Here is a 16071-nt window from a genome sequence, read left to right as displayed (position 1 = left end):
CTTCGGGCGAGGTCATGCCGCCATTCGGCGCCGGCTCATCTGTTCAGGCTTCAAAAATCATGACGCAGGGTAAGGTGGTTTGGCAACGCATTGCGCTAAGCAGGTGATTGCACAAAAAAAATGCAAGGCACAAGGCCTTGCAATTTAAACGCGTCCGATCTGTTTCCGGTTTCCGGCGGCAGCGAGTAACCGCGCCTAGATCGCATCCTCCCAAGACTTTGACCGCGTAGGAGAACAGATTTTTCTCTGCTCTCTCGGTTATCGGGGCACATTAGCCCAACGGAAATGAAAATGTCACGAAGAATTTTGCCTTGAAACGGGCATTCTCGTGCTGCACTGCACAATAGTACGGCAGGCTTTGCTTGGGAAACCACCAGCCGGGCGTTTTATGCAACCGTGGCTCCTTCGATCGTCCAGCATTCGCGGCGCGCGCGAGGGGTGCTCAAAACGTTTTCATTCCGCGCGCCACGCCGTTCGTAAGCTGAATTTCCGATTTCCGGGTCGATGCGTCCGGGTTCCCATTGCGCCATGAAATGGCTATGAAGCCGGGGCAAGCAAGCCTGCGTCGCACCGATTCTGGCGCGGCCTCCTCATTCACGGACCAGTCCATGCGTTTGTCGCGCTATTTCCTGCCCATCCTCAAAGAGAATCCGCGCGAGGCGGAGATCGTCTCGCATCGGCTGATGCTGCGCGCCGGCATGATCCGCCAGCAGGGGCAGGGCAGTTTTTCCTGGCTGCCGCTGGGCAAACGGGTCCTGGACAAGGTCTGCCAGATCATCCGCGAGGAACAGAACCGCGCCGGCGCGCTGGAAATCCTGATGCCGACCATCCAGTCGGCCGACCTTTGGCGCGAAAGCGGCCGCTATAACGACTACGGCAAGGAGATGTTGCGCATCAAGGACCGCCAGGACCGCGACATGCTTTACGGCCCGACCAACGAGGAAATGGTCACCGAGATCTTCCGCGCCTATGTAAAGTCCTACAAGGACTTGCCGCTCAACCTCTACCACATCCAGTGGAAGTTCCGCGACGAGGTGCGGCCGCGCTTCGGCGTCATGCGCAGCCGGGAATTCCTGATGAAGGATGCCTACTCCTTCGATCTCGACTTCGAAGGCGCGAGAGCCGCCTACAACAGGATGTTCGTGTCCTATCTCCGGACCTTCACCCGCATGGGCCTACAGGCGATCCCGATGCGGGCCGACACCGGTCCGATCGGCGGCGATCTCAGCCATGAATTCATCATCCTGGCCGACACCGGCGAGAGCCAGGTGTTCTGCCATCGCGATTATCTGTCGCTCGGCGTGCCCGGAGCCAACACCGATTTCTCCAACGACGCCGAGATATCAGGCATCGTCAAGACCTGGACGACGCCTTACGCCGCGACCGACGAAATGCATGACGAAGCGGCCTGGGCTGAGGTTCCCGACAGCGACAAGGTTTCGGCGCGCGGCATCGAAGTCGGCCATATCTTCCATTTCGGCGAGAAATACTCCAAGCCGATGGGCGCCAAGGTGACCGGGCCCGACGGCAAGGATCATTTCGCTTCCGGCGGTTCCTATGGCATCGGCCCGTCGCGGCTGGTTGCGGCGATCATCGAAGCCAGCCATGACGAGAACGGCATCATCTGGCCGGAAGCGGTGGCGCCGTTCGACATCGGCCTGATCAACATGAAAGCCGGCGATGCCGATTGCGACCGCGTCTGCGATGAACTCAACGCAGCTTTCACCGCCGCCGGCAAGGATGTGCTCTATGACGACACCGACCAGCGGCCGGGCGGCAAGTTCGCCACCGCCGACCTGATCGGCTTGCCCTGGCAGGTGATCGTCGGACCGCGCGGCGTGGCCGCCGGCGAGGTCGAGATCAAGAACCGCAAGACCGGCGAGCGCGTGACGCTGCCGATCGCCGATGCTAAAAAACGCTTCGGTGCCGCCGCATGAGCGAGGCGGCGGCAGCGAGACCGGCAGGCGCCGGACCGTTTTCCATCTTCGAACGCACGGTGGCGTGGCGCTATCTGCGCTCGCGACGCAAGGAGACGGTGATCTCGGTCATCGCCTCGATCTCCTTCCTCGGCATCATGCTGGGGGTGGCGACGCTGATCGTGGTGATGGCCGTCATGAACGGGTTCAGGGCCGAGCTGCTCACCCGCATTCTCGGCGTAAACGGCCATCTGATCGTGCAGCCGCTGGATTCGCCGCTTGAGGACTATGCGCAGGTCGCCGGCCGCATCAACGGCGTGGCCGGCGTCAAATACGCCATTCCGCTGATCGACGGCCAAGTGCTGGCGCAAGGCAATGTCGGCGGCGGCTCCGGCGCGCTGGTGCGCGGTATCAGGGGCGAGGACCTGGGCAAGATCGCCATCGTCGCCAGCAACATCAAGCAGGGCTCGATCGCCGATTTCGACACGGGCGAGGGCGTCGCCATCGGCAAGCGCATGGCGGAGAATCTCGGCCTGGCGCTCGGCGACACGATCACGCTCATCTCGCCGGACGGCGACGTGACGCCGCTCGGCACGACGCCGCGCATGAAGGGCTACAAGATCGCGGCGATCTTCGAAGTCGGCATGTCGGAATATGACGCCTCCATCGTCTACATGCCGTTCTCGGAAGCGCAGCTTTATTTCAACATGGACGGACGGGCGCAGACGATCGAGATCTATGTCGACAATCCCGATGATGTCGACGCGCTGAAGCCGAAGGTGGAAGAAGCGGCGCAGCGACCCATCGACCTCGTCGACTGGCGGCAACGCAACGAGACCTTCTTTTCCGCCCTGCAGGTGGAGCGCAACGTCATGTTCATGATCCTGACGCTGATCGTGCTGGTGGCGGCGCTCAACATCATCTCCGGGTTGGTCATGCTGGTGAAGGACAAGGGGCACGACATCGCCATCCTGCGCACCATGGGCGCCTCGCGCGGCGCCATCCTGCGCATATTCCTGATGACGGGCGCGGCGATCGGCGTCACCGGCACCATCGCCGGCGTGCTGCTCGGCGTGGTCATCTGCCTCAACATCGAATCGATCCGCGAGTTCTTCTCCTGGATGACCGGCAAGGTGCTGTTCAATCCGGAGCTCTATTTCCTCAGCCAGTTGCCGGCGAAGATGGATCCGCGCGAGACGACCTATGTCGTCATCATGGCGCTCGCCCTGTCGTTCCTGGCGACATTGTTTCCGGCATGGCGCGCGGCCCGCCTCGATCCGGTCGAAGCGCTGAGGTACGAATGATGGCGCAGGCCATTATCGAGTTGAAGAGCGTCGAGCGGCACTATGTCCAGGGACCGCGCAAGCTCACCATTCTGAACGGCGCGGACTTCTCGCTGAAGCGCGGCGAGATGGTGGCACTGGTGGCGCCGTCCGGCACCGGCAAATCGACGCTGCTGCATACGGCAGGGCTCCTGGAGCGGCCCGATGCCGGCGACGTGATTCTCTCCGGCCGGGCCTGCGGCCGGCTATCCGACGACGAGCGCACCTCGATCCGCCGCAACGATGTCGGCTTCGTCTACCAGTTCCACCATCTGCTGCCGGAGTTTTCGGCGCTGGAAAACATCATGATGCCGCAGCTCATCAAAGGTCTGCCGCGCAAGGAGGCGGCCGAGCGCGCGGCGCAGCTGCTCGACTACATGCAGATCGGCAAGCGCGCATCGCACCGGCCGTCCGAACTGTCGGGCGGCGAGCAGCAGCGCGTGGCAATCGCACGCGCGGTCGCCAATGCGCCGCTGGTGCTGCTGGCGGACGAGCCCACCGGGAATCTCGACCCGGTCACTGCCTCCTATGTGTTCGAGGCGCTGGAGGCATTGGTGCGGCAATCCGGCCTCGCGGCGCTGATCGCCACCCACAATCACCAGCTGGCAGCGCGCATGGACCGGCGGGTCACCCTGGCCGAGGGCAAGGTGGTGCCGCTCTAAGGGGTACCTCGATGTCCGCTGCGAGATTGGGTTCAACCTTAACAACGTCCAGCGAGATTTCCGCGGGTTTAGTTTGCCTTCGGGGATACTGATCCCTCCGGGAGTCCTCTGGATCAGAACCGCCAGTGAGCCTTCAGTGCGATCAGGGCGGAAGAGATCGCGGTCATCACCAGGATGAGCAGCCAGGGTCACAAAGTTGCGCGAGAGGCGCCACCGGCGGCCTTGCCTCATGCGCTTTCGCCAGCGATCAGCTTGATTGGCGCCTTGGTGTTGCCTCACGTCATCACTCGGCAGTCGTAGCTTACCCACTATTGTCTCGACTGAGATTGAGGGCAGCAGGCGCTCATCCCATACGCTAACTGACGATAGCGTCGCCGACATCTTCCTGACCTGTTGATAGGTCCCGCGCCGTCAACCTTTTCTTAACCCTGCCGGTTTGATCGCTCGAAAATTCTCGTTGACTTTGAAACAAAATTAGAACAAATTGCGAACATATCAACAACAGGAGAGAGTTATGACCGATCTGGTTCAGGATGTCATCTCGCTGGTTTGCATGAGCACCTTCCTCATTTCCATGGCGATCTGGATCGGAGCCATGTGAGGTGACCGTCTCTGCCGTCGCTGTTCCGGCGGACGAAAGTCCGCCTTGCCGTTAAGCCTTTCTTGCCGCCCATGGCGCTAGGGTGTCGCTCCTGAAAGCAGGAGCGCCGCGTGTCGCCCATCGTCGCCGCCTTCCTCGTGGCCAGCAATCTAGGGCTGATTTTTCTCCTGATGAGCGTGCCGCTTGGTTTGCGCACAATCAGGCTCAGCCGCACGGTCGCGGCCGACCGGCAGCGTCTGTGGCAGGCGCTGTGGCCGCTCGGGAGCAATGCCGGCTGGTCCGGCGAAATCCTCTCGGCAGAGATGCTGGGCGAGGGAGTGGTCCGCACCAGAATGTCCTGGGAGGGCCGGGACGGCCTGCCGATCGAACGCAAGGCCCTGCTCGAGAATGTCGTGCATGGCAGATGCTTTTCGATGCGCGTCATCGAGGACACGGCGCTCGATCCGTCTTTCTGGGCGCATTATCGGGAAACCGCGCAGTTGGTCTCGATTGGCGAGGCCACCCGGGTTACGCTCACCCAGACCGACCGTTACCGCGGCGTGGCCTTCCTGGCGTTCCGCTATTTCGCCATGCGCCGCGAACTCGCCAAGCTGGATGGCTGGGCCAGGACAGGGCGGTATCGCAAGGGCGGCTGGTTCGAACATCCGCTGAGCCAGTTCGGCTTCGCCGCTCTCTCGGCATTCATCCTGTGGCCGTTCTTCGGGCTTCACCGCGGCGGGCTTGCTCTGGCCGCGATCCTGACTTCCGTTGTCGCCCTGCACGAGCTCGGCCACATGGCGGCATTCCGCCTGATGGGCCATCGCAGGGCGCGCATGATCTTCATCCCGCTGCTCGGCGGCCTCGCCATTGGCGGCCGGCCCTATGACAGCCGTTTCGAAGTTGCGTTCGTGGCGCTGATGGGCGCCGGCTTCTCTGCTTTCCTGGTGCCGTTGGCGATGATGGGCAGCACGTTTGCAAGCGCGGAAGGGCACTGGCTTGCCGCGACATTGCTGGCGACACTGGCGGGCTGTGCTGCCCTGTTCAACATCGCCAATCTGGTGCCGGTGTGGAAATTCGATGGCGGCCAGGTGCTGCGCCAGATCTGCCCGGGGCCGGTCGCGCTGGCGCTGGCCTCCTTCTTCCTGCTCTCGGCGTTCCTGGCGCTTGGCTGGCGGGCCGGCTTTTCCATCGGCTTTCTGCTCGTGGCCGGCGCGGTCTTTGCAATCCTCAGCCTTCTGACAGCGGGCAGCGGGGTGAAGCCGCGCCACGAACTGAAGCCGATCCGCACGGCCGACCGTTTCGTCATCGCGGGCGCGCTGCTGGCGGTGTTCCTCATCCACGGTTATGGAGTGCTCTGGGCGTCGGCACGGCTGATCTGAGCTGTCCGGGAAGCGTTCAGCCGGCCTCGCGGGCTGTTTCCACGGGCAAGGCCGTGGCTGGGCCGAAGACATCCTCGAACGCTGATTTCAGCGCCAGGTCGAGATCGGCCATCGTCACCGGCAGCCCGAGATCGACGAGGCTGGTGACGCCGTGGTCCTGCACGCCGCACGGCACGATACCGCTGAAATGGCCGAGGTCCGGCTCGACATTGATGGCGATACCGTGAAAACTCACCCAGCGCCTGAGCCGAATGCCTATTGCCGCGATCTTGTCCTCGGCGGCAGAGCCGTCCGGCAGGGCAGGGCGATCGGGCCGTACCACCCAGACGCCGACGCGATCCTCACGGCGCTCGCCATTGACGTTGAAGGCGGCGAGCGTGCCGATGATCCATTGTTCGAGGGCGGCGACGAAGGCGCGCACATCCTCCCGGCGGCGTTTCAGGTCGAGCATGACGTAGGCGACGCGCTGGCCCGGCCCATGATAGGTGTATTCGCCGCCGCGGCCGGCCGAAAACACCGGGAACCGGTTGGCGTCGATCAGGTCCTCGCTGCGCGCACTCGTGCCGGCGGTATAGAGCGGCGGATGTTCGACCAGCCAGACCATCTCGCCGGCGGCCCCGCTGCGGATCGCTTCGGCGCGCGCCTCCATGAAGGCAAGCGCCTCGGGGTAGGCGGTGAGGCCGGGCTCGATCGCCCATTCGACGGGCGCCGAACCGGGCAAAGGCAGGAACGACGTGGCGATCTGGCTGCGTTCTGGCATGGGATGTCTCTTGTTGTACTCCATATGGCGATATCGGGCCGAAACGTCCAGTTCGCGGTGCATTTTGGCGCTTTGATCCGTTATGGCAATTCCCAGCGATTAAATGCTCGGGGCGCACTTGTTTCGCCGGAAACGATTTGCTACACGCCGCGAGCCGGTCGGTTCCGGCTCCTACCACGTGCGGTCGTGGCGGAATTGGTAGACGCGCAGCGTTGAGGTCGCTGTGGGGCAACCCGTGGAAGTTCGAGTCTTCTCGACCGCACCATTCTCTCTCCCCAGAATCTGATTTGTAGCGGCACCTCCAGCCCTACGGACACCGCGCATTTCGTTTGATATTCCCGCGCGTTACGCCAGTTTCTTTTTGAGCGTCGGATTTTCCCGAAACCGGTTTCCACTTTCGGGTCCGATGTTCTAGACCTGAGATGCACCTTTTCCAGGATTGCAATGGCGGGAGGCGCTGGTGGAAGGCCAGGACGAACGGACGACCGGCGCTGGGGTCGCTGACGAACACCGCGCCGACATCTACGGTGAGGACGGCGCTGTCCTTTCGTCCTTTCTCGCCCAGATCGGCGCGGCGATCGCCGACCGCGATACGCTCACGCTCAAGCGTGAGGTCGACGACCTGCACCAGTCGGAAATGGGCGACCTGATCGAGGCGCTGCATCCCGACCAGCGGCGCGCCCTTGTCGAGCTTTTGGGGGCCGACTTCGATTTTTCCGCGCTGACCGAGGTCGACGAGGCGATCCGCATGGACATCGTCGACAATCTGCCCAACGCGCAGATTGCCCAGGCGGTGCAGGAACTCGATTCCGACGACGCGGTCTACATCCTCGAGGATCTCGAACCGGAGGACCAGGACGAGATCCTGTCGCAGCTGCCGTTTACCGAGCGCATCAGGCTACGTCGCTCGCTCGACTACCCCGAGGAGACCGCCGGGCGGCGCATGCAGACGGAGTTCGTCGCGGTGCCGCCGTTCTGGACGGTCGGCCAGACCATCGACTACATGCGCGAGGACAAGAACCTTCCCGACCGCTTCAGCCAGATCTTCGTCATCGACCCGAGCTTCAAGCTGCTTGGCGCCATAGACCTCGACCAGATCCTGCGCACCAAGCGCTCGGTCAAGGTCGAGGAGGTCATGCATGAGACGCGGCACGCCATTCCGGCCACGATGGACCAGGAAGAGGCCGCGCGGGAGTTCGAGCAATATGACCTTCTGTCCGCCGCCGTCGTCGACGAGAACGAGCGGCTGGTCGGCGTGCTGACCATCGACGACGTCGTCGACGTCATCCAGCAGGAAGCCGAGGAAGATCTCCTGCGCATGGGCGGCGTCGGCGACGAAGAGCTTTCCGACAGCATCTTTTCGACCTCGCGTTCGCGTGTGCCATGGCTGCTTGTCAATCTCCTGACCGCCTTCCTTGCGGCATCGGTGATCGGCCTGTTCGACCACACGATCGAGCGCATTGTGGCGCTCGCCGTGCTGATGCCGATCGTGGCCGGGATGGGCGGCAATGCCGGTTCGCAGACCATGACCGTCACCGTGCGGGCGCTGGCGACAAGGGATCTCGACATCTACAATGCCGGCCGCATCATTCGCCGCGAGATAGGCGTGGGCTTCATCAACGGCATCGTTTTCGCCATATTGATCGGCATCGTAGCCGCCGTCTGGTTCCGCGATGCCAATCTGGGCGGCATCATCGCCGCGGCCATGATCATCAACATGTTCGTTGCGGCCCTTGCCGGCATCCTGATCCCGCTGCTGCTCGACCGCTTCAAGGTCGATCCCGCGGTCGCTTCGGCGGTCTTTGTCACCACGGTCACCGACGTCGTTGGTTTCTTCGCCTTTCTCGGCCTTGCCACGTGGTGGTTCGGCGTCCATTGATCAGGCTCAATTGACTTTTACGTAAATGCCGTGCGAGGCTCGGCGACAGGCAGACTGCGGCCTATTCCGGCAGGTCTGCCGCGGACGGAGAGCAGCAATCGCCAATCTCCGGCTATGGGGCGAGAATGCGGGAATATTATTCGATCACCGAGCTGACGCGCGAATTCGATGTGTCGACACGGACGTTGCGCTTCTACGAGGACGAGGGCCTGGTGCAGCCGGTGCGGCGGGGCCGCACGCGGCTGTTTCGTCCATCCGACCGACACCTGATCCGGCAGATCATGCGCGGAAAACGGCTCGGCTTCTCGATCAACGAGATCCGCGAAATCATCCAGATGTACAAGGAACCGCCCGGCGAGGTCGGTCAGCTCAAGCTGATGATCAAGCGCATCGAGGAAAAGCGCGAGGATCTGAGGCAAAAGCGCCGCGACCTCGAGGAGACATTGGCCGAACTCGACCAGGCCGAGGAATCCTGCGTTGAGCGGCTGGTCGAGCTCGGGGTTAATACGTAGCGGCCTTCCAGGCAGGACAATCGCTTTAGAGTCGGCGCCGCCCCTCATCGCCCTGCCGGGCACTTCTCCCCGTATAGTGACGGGGAGAAGGGGGCTGACCGTGATCTCGGTCTCTTCCTGCAACGCTGGTGGCTGGCGAAACCGCTGATGACAGCGCCCCTCTCCCCGTCACTATACGGGGAGAGGATGCCGGCAGGCAGGTGAGGGGCGGCGCCGACATCGACAAATTGTTGGTCTCCGCCACAAATCGGAAACCGTTATCTTCCCGATATGGCTCTGGCAGCCGGCGTTCAGATGCTCAAATCCAGCGCCGCACTCTTTTGGCATAGTCGCGGTATTTCTTGCCGAACTTTGCCGCCAGCATCTTTTCTTCCTTTTCCACCGCGACCTTCTGCGTGACGAAGGCAGCGATGAACGCCAGCGGCAGGAACCAGACGATCCCGGAGATGAAGGCGACGCCAATCAACAGCAGCGTGTTGGCGAGGTACATCGGATTGCGGGTGACGCCGAAAGGACCCGTGGTGACGAGATGGTCCGGCACGGCGTTGGGGTTGAGCGTGGTCTTGGCCCGCGTCATGGTGCGGATGGCGGTGAACCAGAGTGCGGCGACGCCGAACAGCGCCACCCAGCCGGCCGCGTAGAGGAGGTCGCCCAGGAGGTCGCCGATCCAGGGCAGGGGAAAGAGCAGGCCGAGCGCGATACTGATGGCGATGGCGGCGATGTAGATCAGCGGCGGCCACGGTATCAGCCCAGGTTTGGGCGGGGTCTCGGTCATTCGACACCTTCCTCCGTCATCTTGCTGTCGGTCTGGGCCGTGCAGGTGCCGGCGAGATCCGCCAGATGCGCTCTCCATTCGGCGGTCTGGTCGTTCTTGTAGAGCCGATCAAGCGTTGCCTCGCCCTCCAGCGTGTCCAGCATGCACCCACAATAGCTCGAACAGAACTTGCTGTCGCGCTGCTGCTCGCACGAGATCTGGCAGGTCTTGAGAAAGTTCACCTGCGGGGTTTCGACCTTGGCCGGCATTACTTGCGAGAACAACCAGACACTGCCGATCAGCAGCGGCTGGTGAATCAGGTAGAAGGCCAGGCTGTGCCGGCCGATGAAGCCCAGCGGGTTGGACCAGCGCCCGGGTGCCACATCTGCCAGGCGCGCCAAGGCGCCGAAGCCGGAGGCAAGCTTGGTCGCTCCGAGGCCCACAAGCACCGCACCGAACCACGGGAACAGCGGGACATAGTCGTTGGAGTGTGGGTTGACCGCGGAAAGGCCGACCCACCACAGCCAGGGGTGATCGAACGATTCCAGCCGAAAATAGAAGGGAATGGCGATGACCGCCGCGGCGATCGGCAGTGTGAGCAGCGCCGGCAGGCGCAGGAATGCCAGCCCGAGCAGGCTCGCCAGCGCGATCTGGTGCAGGATGCCGAAGAAGATCCACCCGTCCGGCGTGGCGATACGGGTGGCGACCGAAATGGCGATCGCCGCTCCGGCGACCATGGCGAAGCGTCTCCAGAAGCCGTTCCAGCGGATCTCTTTGCCATGGGCGAGATACAGGCTGACGCCGACCAGGAACAGGAAGGTCGAGGCGATGCAGCGAGCATAGAACTTCCACCAGCCGAAGGCGGTCAGGCCGGGATCGGTGTAGCCGAAGAATTCCAGGTCCCAGGTGAAATGGTAGCTCGCCATGGCGATCAGCGCGATGCCGCGCAGCATGTCGATGGCGACGATGCGCTTGGTCTTCGGCAACTCCGCGGCGGGCATGGTCGGCGTCTGGATGCTCATGGTCTCGCGATCTGATTCAGCCCCGTACGAGGACTATCACGGTTACGCCGGACAAAAGAAGGCCGTGAGCTTCGATACAGACAGTCAGCCGGCGCTGCATCAGGCACCCCTTTAGGCCAGCACCGGAAAGCCTTTGACCGGCTTCGTTTTTATCCGGGGCACGTCGGTTTCCTGTTACCGGTCGCGAACTGATGGCCGCAGATTTGGCTGCTGATTCTGCTTTGGGGAAGCAATGTCCACGCATGTGCGCCATCCGATCTGGCTACCGGCCCTCAAGGCCGCGGATGCCCGCACCTTCGCCTCGCTCTACGCGGTCGAATCCTTCGCTCGCGCCACGGTGTCGAGCGTCATCCCGATCCAGGCCTACGAGATCCTCCACAACGAGCAGATCGTCTCGATCCTCTACACCATAGTGGCGATGCTCGGCCTGTCGGTGACCCTGTTCATGCCGATGCTGATCCAGCGCTTCGCACGGCGCTGGGTCTACACGGCGGGCGCCTGCCTGCTGGCGATCGGCTCGTTGTTCTTCGTCACGCATACGCTCGCCGGGCAATTGGCCGGCATGCTGTGCCGTGTCATGGGCGCCAGTGCGCTGTCGATCACGCTCAACCTCTACATCATGGACCACATCCGCAAGACCGATTTCATGCAGGCCGAATCGCTGCGCATGGCGTGGTCGATGTTTGCCTGGACGGGTGGGCCGACGCTCGGCATCTTTCTCTATACGCGCTTCGGCATCTATGCCGCGCATGGCGCGGTCGCCGTATTCGCCTTGGCCCTGCTGGCGTTGTTCTGGACCTACCGGCTCGGCGACAATCCCTCGATCCGGCCGGGCAAGACGCGCCCGGTCAACCCGCTGGCCAATATCGGCCGTTTCGTCGCGCAGCCGAGGCTGAGGCTGGCCTGGCTGATCGCCTTCGGCCGCTCCTGCTTCTGGACGACATTTTTCGTCTATGGCCCGCTGTTCATGGTCATCACCGGTGAGGGCGAACTTGCCGGCGGCATTCTGGTTTCGGCAGGCAACGCGCTTTTGTTCATGGCGATTTTCTGGGGCAAGGCCGGCAAGCGCTTCGGCGGCCGCAGGACCATGACTTTTGCCTATTTCGCCATGTCGGTGGTGCTGCTGGCGGCGGGTGCCGTCGGCGAAAGCGCGCCGCTCGTCACCGGCGCCTGCCTGCTGTGCGGCGCCTTCTTCACCATCGCGCTCGACGCGCTGGGCTCGACCGCCTTCATGCGCTCGGTCCGCTCTTATGAGCGGGCGCAGATGGCTGCGGTCTACCGCACTTATCTCGACTTTTCCGAACTGACGCCGCCGCTGGTCTACTCGGTGGTGCTGGCCTTTTTCGGACTGGGCTCGGTTTTCGTCACGCTCGGCCTGCTTGCGGCGGTCTGCGGTTATGTCACCTGGCGGTATCTGCCGAAGTCGCTGTGAAGCTTACGGCACAAGCGCAGCATGTCGTTCGCGTACCCAATCGTGGAAGCGGTGGAGGTCGTACTCCTCCGGCATCAGCACGCCGGCCTTATGGCGCATGGAGCGCAGCCCTTTCTGGTTGACCTCGCAGATCGCGGCATCCTCCTCCAGCACCTGGGTGCCGAAGCCGACGATGTTGTCGATGTCGGTGGCGGCGAGCGCGTCAGGCGCGAACAGCCATTCGGCGGTCAATTCGGTCTGCTCGGGGCCAAGCGGCACCAGCCGTACGGACCTGACATAGTCGACGTGGCCGACGATGAACATCGAGGGCAGGCTGGTGGCGTAGGTCTGGCCGGCGGCGTGCTCGGCCGGCGTCAGGCCCGAAAAGACCGGCCCATGCGCCTGGCCGTCACGTGACCATGTTTCGGCACCCGCCCGCAGCCCGCCGGAAAATTCCGGCGCGTCATTGTCGGCATGGCGGGTCCATTCGGGGTCGTCATGCCGGCCCATCAGGCCGCGACCATAGATCGGCACCAGCCGCGACAGGTCCTTGTGGACGCCGGGGCAATGCAGGCATTCGTTGAAGTTTTCCCAGAAGATCTTCCAGTTGCAGTTCATCACCTTGCGCAGCACATGGCCCGATACCAGCGATTCCAGCGGCCAGTTGCCGAGATCGCCTGAGGCCGGGTCGAAGGATGAGTGCGCCGAGCCGGCGGCATCTTCCGCGAGATTGACGAAGACGAAGCCGCGCCAGACCGACAGCGCGACGCGATAGAGCGGATGGTCCGCCTTGTCGAAACCTTCGGGCAGCGTTTTCGATGGCACGCGCACGAGATCGCCGCGCAGCGAATAGGACCATGCGTGGTAGGGGCAGGTGATCAGCCGCGCCTTCAGCCGGCCCTCGCGTTCCTGGCAAAGCTGCGAGCCGCGATGCCGGCAGGTGTTGTGGAAGGCGCGCAGTTCGCCGGTATCGTCACGCAGCACGACGATCTCCTGGGTGCCGACGCGGAAGGTGCGGAAAGCCAGCGGTTGGGCGAGATCAGCTTCACGGCAGACGAGCAGCCAGTTCCTGTACCAGATGGCGTCGAGGTCGCGCTGGTAGGCCGCCGCATCCCAATAGGCCGACGACGGCAATGTCGGCTCGGCCCGGGTGAGGCCGTTATAGGGGGCGTGCTGGCTCTGGACGGGCTGCATGGCTGGCCTCCTGTGAGATGGCAGCCGACACCCGGCCACGGAAATTGTCAATTGCAGCGGAGCAAGCGGCCGGACGGCGCTAAAGCGCTTGTCGCCGTCGGAATTTGGTTTGCCGGATGCGGCGATTTTCCTTATAGTCACCTTCGTCGTCGGTTCCGATTGGAGCCAAGAGGGAATGCGGTGCGGGCAGATTTGTTGCCCAATGCCGTGGCTGCCCCCGCAACTGTGTGCGGTAGTCCTCTCCATATGCCACTGAAGATTTTCTTCGGGAAGGTGGGGAAGGGCGCTGATCCGCGAGCCAGGAGACCTGCCGGCGACAGGAAACTGACTTCGATGCCCTCGGGTGGAGGGTGAAAGGACAAGACATGAATACCGCTTCCGTCTCCCTCGGCGCCTCCATCTCCTCGCAGTCGCGCCTCCTGCAGCTCGCGCTCGCGGCGCTGCTCGGCGTTTTCGTCGTAGGCTTTGTCGGTTTCTCGCATATCGACGCGGTCCACAATGCCGCGCACGACTATCGCCACTCGATGGCGTTTCCCTGCCACTGATAGGGATTTGACATCATGAACCTGTTTCGCAACGTCGTGTTCATCGCGGCGATCGCAGGGCTCGTGGCAGGTGTCGTTCTCGCCTGCATGCAGGCCTATGCCACCGTGCCGTTGATCCTGAAGGCGGAAGTCTACGAACAGGCCGGCGGCGGCCACCACCACGACCATACCGCACCGGCCCCGACCGACAACAACGCCATGAACTCTGCCGCCCCGGCGGGCAATGCCATGAGCTCCGCCGCGCCGGCAGCCGCTGAAGCTGTTCCGGCTGAAGAGGAAGGCTGGGCGCCGGCCGACGGCTTCGAGCGCTTCGCCTTCAGCGTGCTTGCCAACATCGTCACCGGCATCGGCTTCGCGCTGGTCCTGGTCGCGGTTTCGGAATTCGCCGGCGGCATCGGCAACTGGCGCCAGGGCGTGTTCTGGGGACTGGCCGGCTTTGCCGTGTTCACGCTGGCGCCGGGCCTCGGCCTGCCGCCGGAACTGCCGGCCATGCCTGCCGCCGAGCTTCTGCCACGCCAGACATGGTGGACGGCGACGGTGGCGGCGACGGCGATCGGCCTTGCCCTGATCGCCTTCCGCAAATCACTGCCGCTGGCGATTCTGGGCGTGGTGTTGATCGTCGCGCCGCATATTGTCGGCGCGCCGCAGCCGGACAGTTTCGAGACGCCGATTCCGGAAGGCCTGCACCATCAGTTCGTGGTGGCGGTAACCGTAACCAACCTGGTGTTCTGGCTCGTGCTCGGCGCTGTCGTCGGCGTGGTGCGCGGACGCTTCACCGGCAGCGCGACGAGCCTGCGCGACAGCTTTGCCTGATCGCGGAAGACTGACCTTCATCATCGGCGGTGCGCGCTCCGGCAAGAGCGCGCACGCCGAAACGCTGATGACGGCCTTGCCTTCGCCATGGACCTACATCGCCACGGCGCAAGCCTATGACGACGAGATGCGGCAGCGCATCGCGTTGCACCGGTCGCGGCGCAGCGAGGGCTGGACGACCATCGATGCACCGCTTGGCCTTGTCGGTGCACTCGAGGCCCTACCGGAGGACCAGCCGGTCCTTGTCGACTGCCTGACGCTCTGGCTGACCAATCACATGCTGGCCGATCATGATGTAGAGGCCGAATGTCGGCGGCTGGCTGACATGCTGTCGCGGCCGCGCGGACCCTGGTTCGTGGTATCCAACGAGGTCGGGCAAGGCATCGTGCCCGACAATGCGCTGGGGCGCCGGTTCCGCGACGCCGCCGGCCGGCTCAACCAGCAGGTCGCGGCGATTGCCGAGACCGTGCTTTTGATGGTGGCGGGGCTGCCGCTCAAGGTGAAGTGACATGACCGACATCGACGAAAAGGACGAAGAGCGCCACCGCGCCAAGATGGCCAAGCGCAAGGCGGTCCAAGACGCCGAGGTGGCGAGCAAGACGGTCGAAAAGGGGCTGCTGATCGTCAACACCGGCCCGGGCAAAGGCAAGACCACGGCTGCCTTTGGCCTGGCGCTGCGGATGCTCGGCTACGGCAAGCGCGTCGGCGTCGTCCAGTTCATCAAGGGCAAATGGCATACGGGTGAGAAGGAGGCCTTCGCCGCCTTCGGCGACCGCGTCGTCTGGCACGCGATGGGCGAGGGGTTCACCTGGGAGACACAGGATCTGAAGCGCGACATCGCGGCGGCCGAGGCCGCCTGGGCCAAGGCGCTGGAGCTGATGGCCGATCCGTCGATCAGTCTCGTCGTGCTCGACGAACTCAACATCGCGCTGCGCTACGAGTATCTCGATCTGGACAAGGTGGTTGTCGCGCTGAAAGCGCGCCGCGAGGGCCTGCATGTCGTCGTCACCGGTCGCAACGCCAAGCCGGCGCTGGTCGAGGCGGCCGACCTGGTGACCGAGATGGGGCTGACCAAGCACCATTTCGCGGCGGGCGTGAAGGCGCAGCAGGGGGTGGAGTTTTGAGAGCTGTTGTCCCCTTTTGTGGATGAGCATTCAAGTCTGGTCGCCAAACGCTTCCAGCAGGGCTCACTTCCTTTCCCTCCGGAGGGGGGAAAGGTGGCGCTGCGAAGCAGCGACGGATTGGGGGAAGGCGGTTATCGAACGCGCGGTCCGCAGACAGGCAGGCGCAACCCGGCGGGTGCGAGAAACGCGACTGCCGAG

15 protein-coding genes, 1 tRNA gene and 1 riboswitch are annotated in these 16071 nt (G+C 63.5%); of the genes, 12 read left to right on the top strand and 4 right to left on the bottom strand.

Features of this window, described 5'->3' with window-relative positions; genetic code table 11:
- Positions 1-608 precede the first annotated feature (608 nt).
- From proS to FJ986_RS17785, 4 genes are all read left to right on the top strand, one after another.
- Entirely contained in the window at positions 609-1937 is a 1329-nt protein-coding gene (gene proS / locus FJ986_RS17800; protein ID WP_140495593.1) for a proline--tRNA ligase, read from the top strand.
- Positions 1934-3220, top strand: a complete 1287-nt coding sequence (locus FJ986_RS17795) for a lipoprotein-releasing ABC transporter permease subunit (RefSeq protein ID WP_140559583.1) — start codon at positions 1934-1936, stop codon at positions 3218-3220. Before proS ends, FJ986_RS17795 begins: the two co-directional genes overlap by 4 nt.
- Positions 3217-3900: an ABC transporter ATP-binding protein gene (locus FJ986_RS17790; RefSeq protein ID WP_181165304.1), complete on the top strand. Its 684-nt coding sequence runs from the start codon at positions 3217-3219 to the stop codon at positions 3898-3900. The genes FJ986_RS17795 and FJ986_RS17790 overlap by 4 nt, the downstream gene beginning before the upstream one ends.
- Positions 3901-4611: 711 nt before the next feature.
- Positions 4612-5859, top strand: a complete 1248-nt coding sequence (locus FJ986_RS17785; protein WP_140675280.1) for a site-2 protease family protein — start codon at positions 4612-4614, stop codon at positions 5857-5859.
- A gap of 16 nt (positions 5860-5875) precedes the next feature.
- Here FJ986_RS17785 and lipB read toward each other — a convergent pair whose 3' ends face one another.
- The gene (gene lipB / locus FJ986_RS17780; protein WP_140555005.1) at positions 5876-6619 is read right to left on the bottom strand and encodes a lipoyl(octanoyl) transferase LipB; all 744 of its coding nucleotides are present in this window, start codon (positions 6617-6619) and stop codon (positions 5876-5878) included.
- A 180-nt stretch (positions 6620-6799) separates the two neighbouring features.
- Between lipB and FJ986_RS17775 the strand changes: the two genes are divergently transcribed.
- The 3 genes from FJ986_RS17775 (at position 6800) to FJ986_RS17765 (ending at position 9010) form a co-directional block, all read left to right on the top strand.
- A tRNA-Leu gene (locus FJ986_RS17775) sits at positions 6800-6884 on the top strand.
- A gap of 195 nt (positions 6885-7079) precedes the next feature.
- Entirely contained in the window at positions 7080-8498 is a 1419-nt protein-coding gene (mgtE, locus tag FJ986_RS17770; protein ID WP_140495597.1) for a magnesium transporter, read from the top strand.
- Between the two features lie 125 nt (positions 8499-8623).
- Positions 8624-9010, top strand: a complete 387-nt coding sequence (locus FJ986_RS17765) for a MerR family DNA-binding transcriptional regulator (RefSeq protein ID WP_006203215.1) — start codon at positions 8624-8626, stop codon at positions 9008-9010.
- 298 nt (positions 9011-9308) lie between these two features.
- Here FJ986_RS17765 and FJ986_RS17755 read toward each other — a convergent pair whose 3' ends face one another.
- Both FJ986_RS17755 and FJ986_RS17750 read right to left on the bottom strand, forming a co-directional pair.
- Positions 9309-9785 carry an isoprenylcysteine carboxylmethyltransferase family protein gene (locus FJ986_RS17755; RefSeq protein ID WP_140559585.1) on the bottom strand — a complete coding sequence of 159 codons (477 nt, stop codon included), beginning with the start codon at positions 9783-9785 and terminating at the stop codon, positions 9309-9311.
- Positions 9782-10786, bottom strand: coding sequence for a DUF1624 domain-containing protein (locus FJ986_RS17750; protein ID WP_140559586.1), 1005 nt, complete (start codon positions 10784-10786; stop codon positions 9782-9784). Before FJ986_RS17750 ends, FJ986_RS17755 begins: the two co-directional genes overlap by 4 nt.
- A gap of 232 nt (positions 10787-11018) precedes the next feature.
- Between FJ986_RS17750 and FJ986_RS17745 the strand changes: the two genes are divergently transcribed.
- Positions 11019-12218, top strand: a complete 1200-nt coding sequence (locus FJ986_RS17745) for an MFS transporter (RefSeq protein ID WP_140675277.1) — start codon at positions 11019-11021, stop codon at positions 12216-12218.
- Positions 12219-12221: 3 nt separating this feature from the next.
- On the opposite strand, the gene FJ986_RS17740 is transcribed toward FJ986_RS17745, so the two are convergent.
- Positions 12222-13391 carry an aromatic ring-hydroxylating dioxygenase subunit alpha gene (locus tag FJ986_RS17740; protein ID WP_140559588.1) on the bottom strand — a complete coding sequence of 390 codons (1170 nt, stop codon included), beginning with the start codon at positions 13389-13391 and terminating at the stop codon, positions 12222-12224.
- A 133-nt stretch (positions 13392-13524) separates the two neighbouring features.
- Positions 13525-13721: riboswitch (cobalamin riboswitch) on the top strand.
- Between the two features lie 35 nt (positions 13722-13756).
- Between FJ986_RS17740 and FJ986_RS17735 the strand changes: the two genes are divergently transcribed.
- From FJ986_RS17735 to cobO, 4 genes are read left to right on the top strand one after another with little or no spacing between them, the layout of a single operon-like run.
- Entirely contained in the window at positions 13757-13936 is a 180-nt protein-coding gene (locus tag FJ986_RS17735; protein ID WP_140495602.1) for a CbtB domain-containing protein, read from the top strand.
- 15 nt (positions 13937-13951) lie between these two features.
- Positions 13952-14749, top strand: a complete 798-nt coding sequence (locus FJ986_RS17730; RefSeq protein ID WP_140675274.1) for a CbtA family protein — start codon at positions 13952-13954, stop codon at positions 14747-14749.
- A complete protein-coding gene (cobU, locus tag FJ986_RS17725) occupies positions 14742-15257 on the top strand; it encodes a bifunctional adenosylcobinamide kinase/adenosylcobinamide-phosphate guanylyltransferase (RefSeq protein ID WP_140675272.1) in 516 nt (171 codons plus the stop codon). Before FJ986_RS17730 ends, cobU begins: the two co-directional genes overlap by 8 nt.
- Position 15258: 1 nt before the next feature.
- Positions 15259-15873, top strand: a complete 615-nt coding sequence (gene cobO, locus FJ986_RS17720; RefSeq protein ID WP_140555012.1) for a cob(I)yrinic acid a,c-diamide adenosyltransferase — start codon at positions 15259-15261, stop codon at positions 15871-15873.
- The last annotated feature ends 198 nt before the right edge of the window (positions 15874-16071 follow it).

The sequence above is a fragment of the Mesorhizobium sp. B1-1-1 genome (genome assembly GCF_006442955.1).
Lineage (GTDB): Bacteria > Pseudomonadota > Alphaproteobacteria > Rhizobiales > Rhizobiaceae > Mesorhizobium.
Note: the sequence above shows the minus strand (reverse complement) of the source record. Positions and strands in the feature narration are given on the sequence as shown.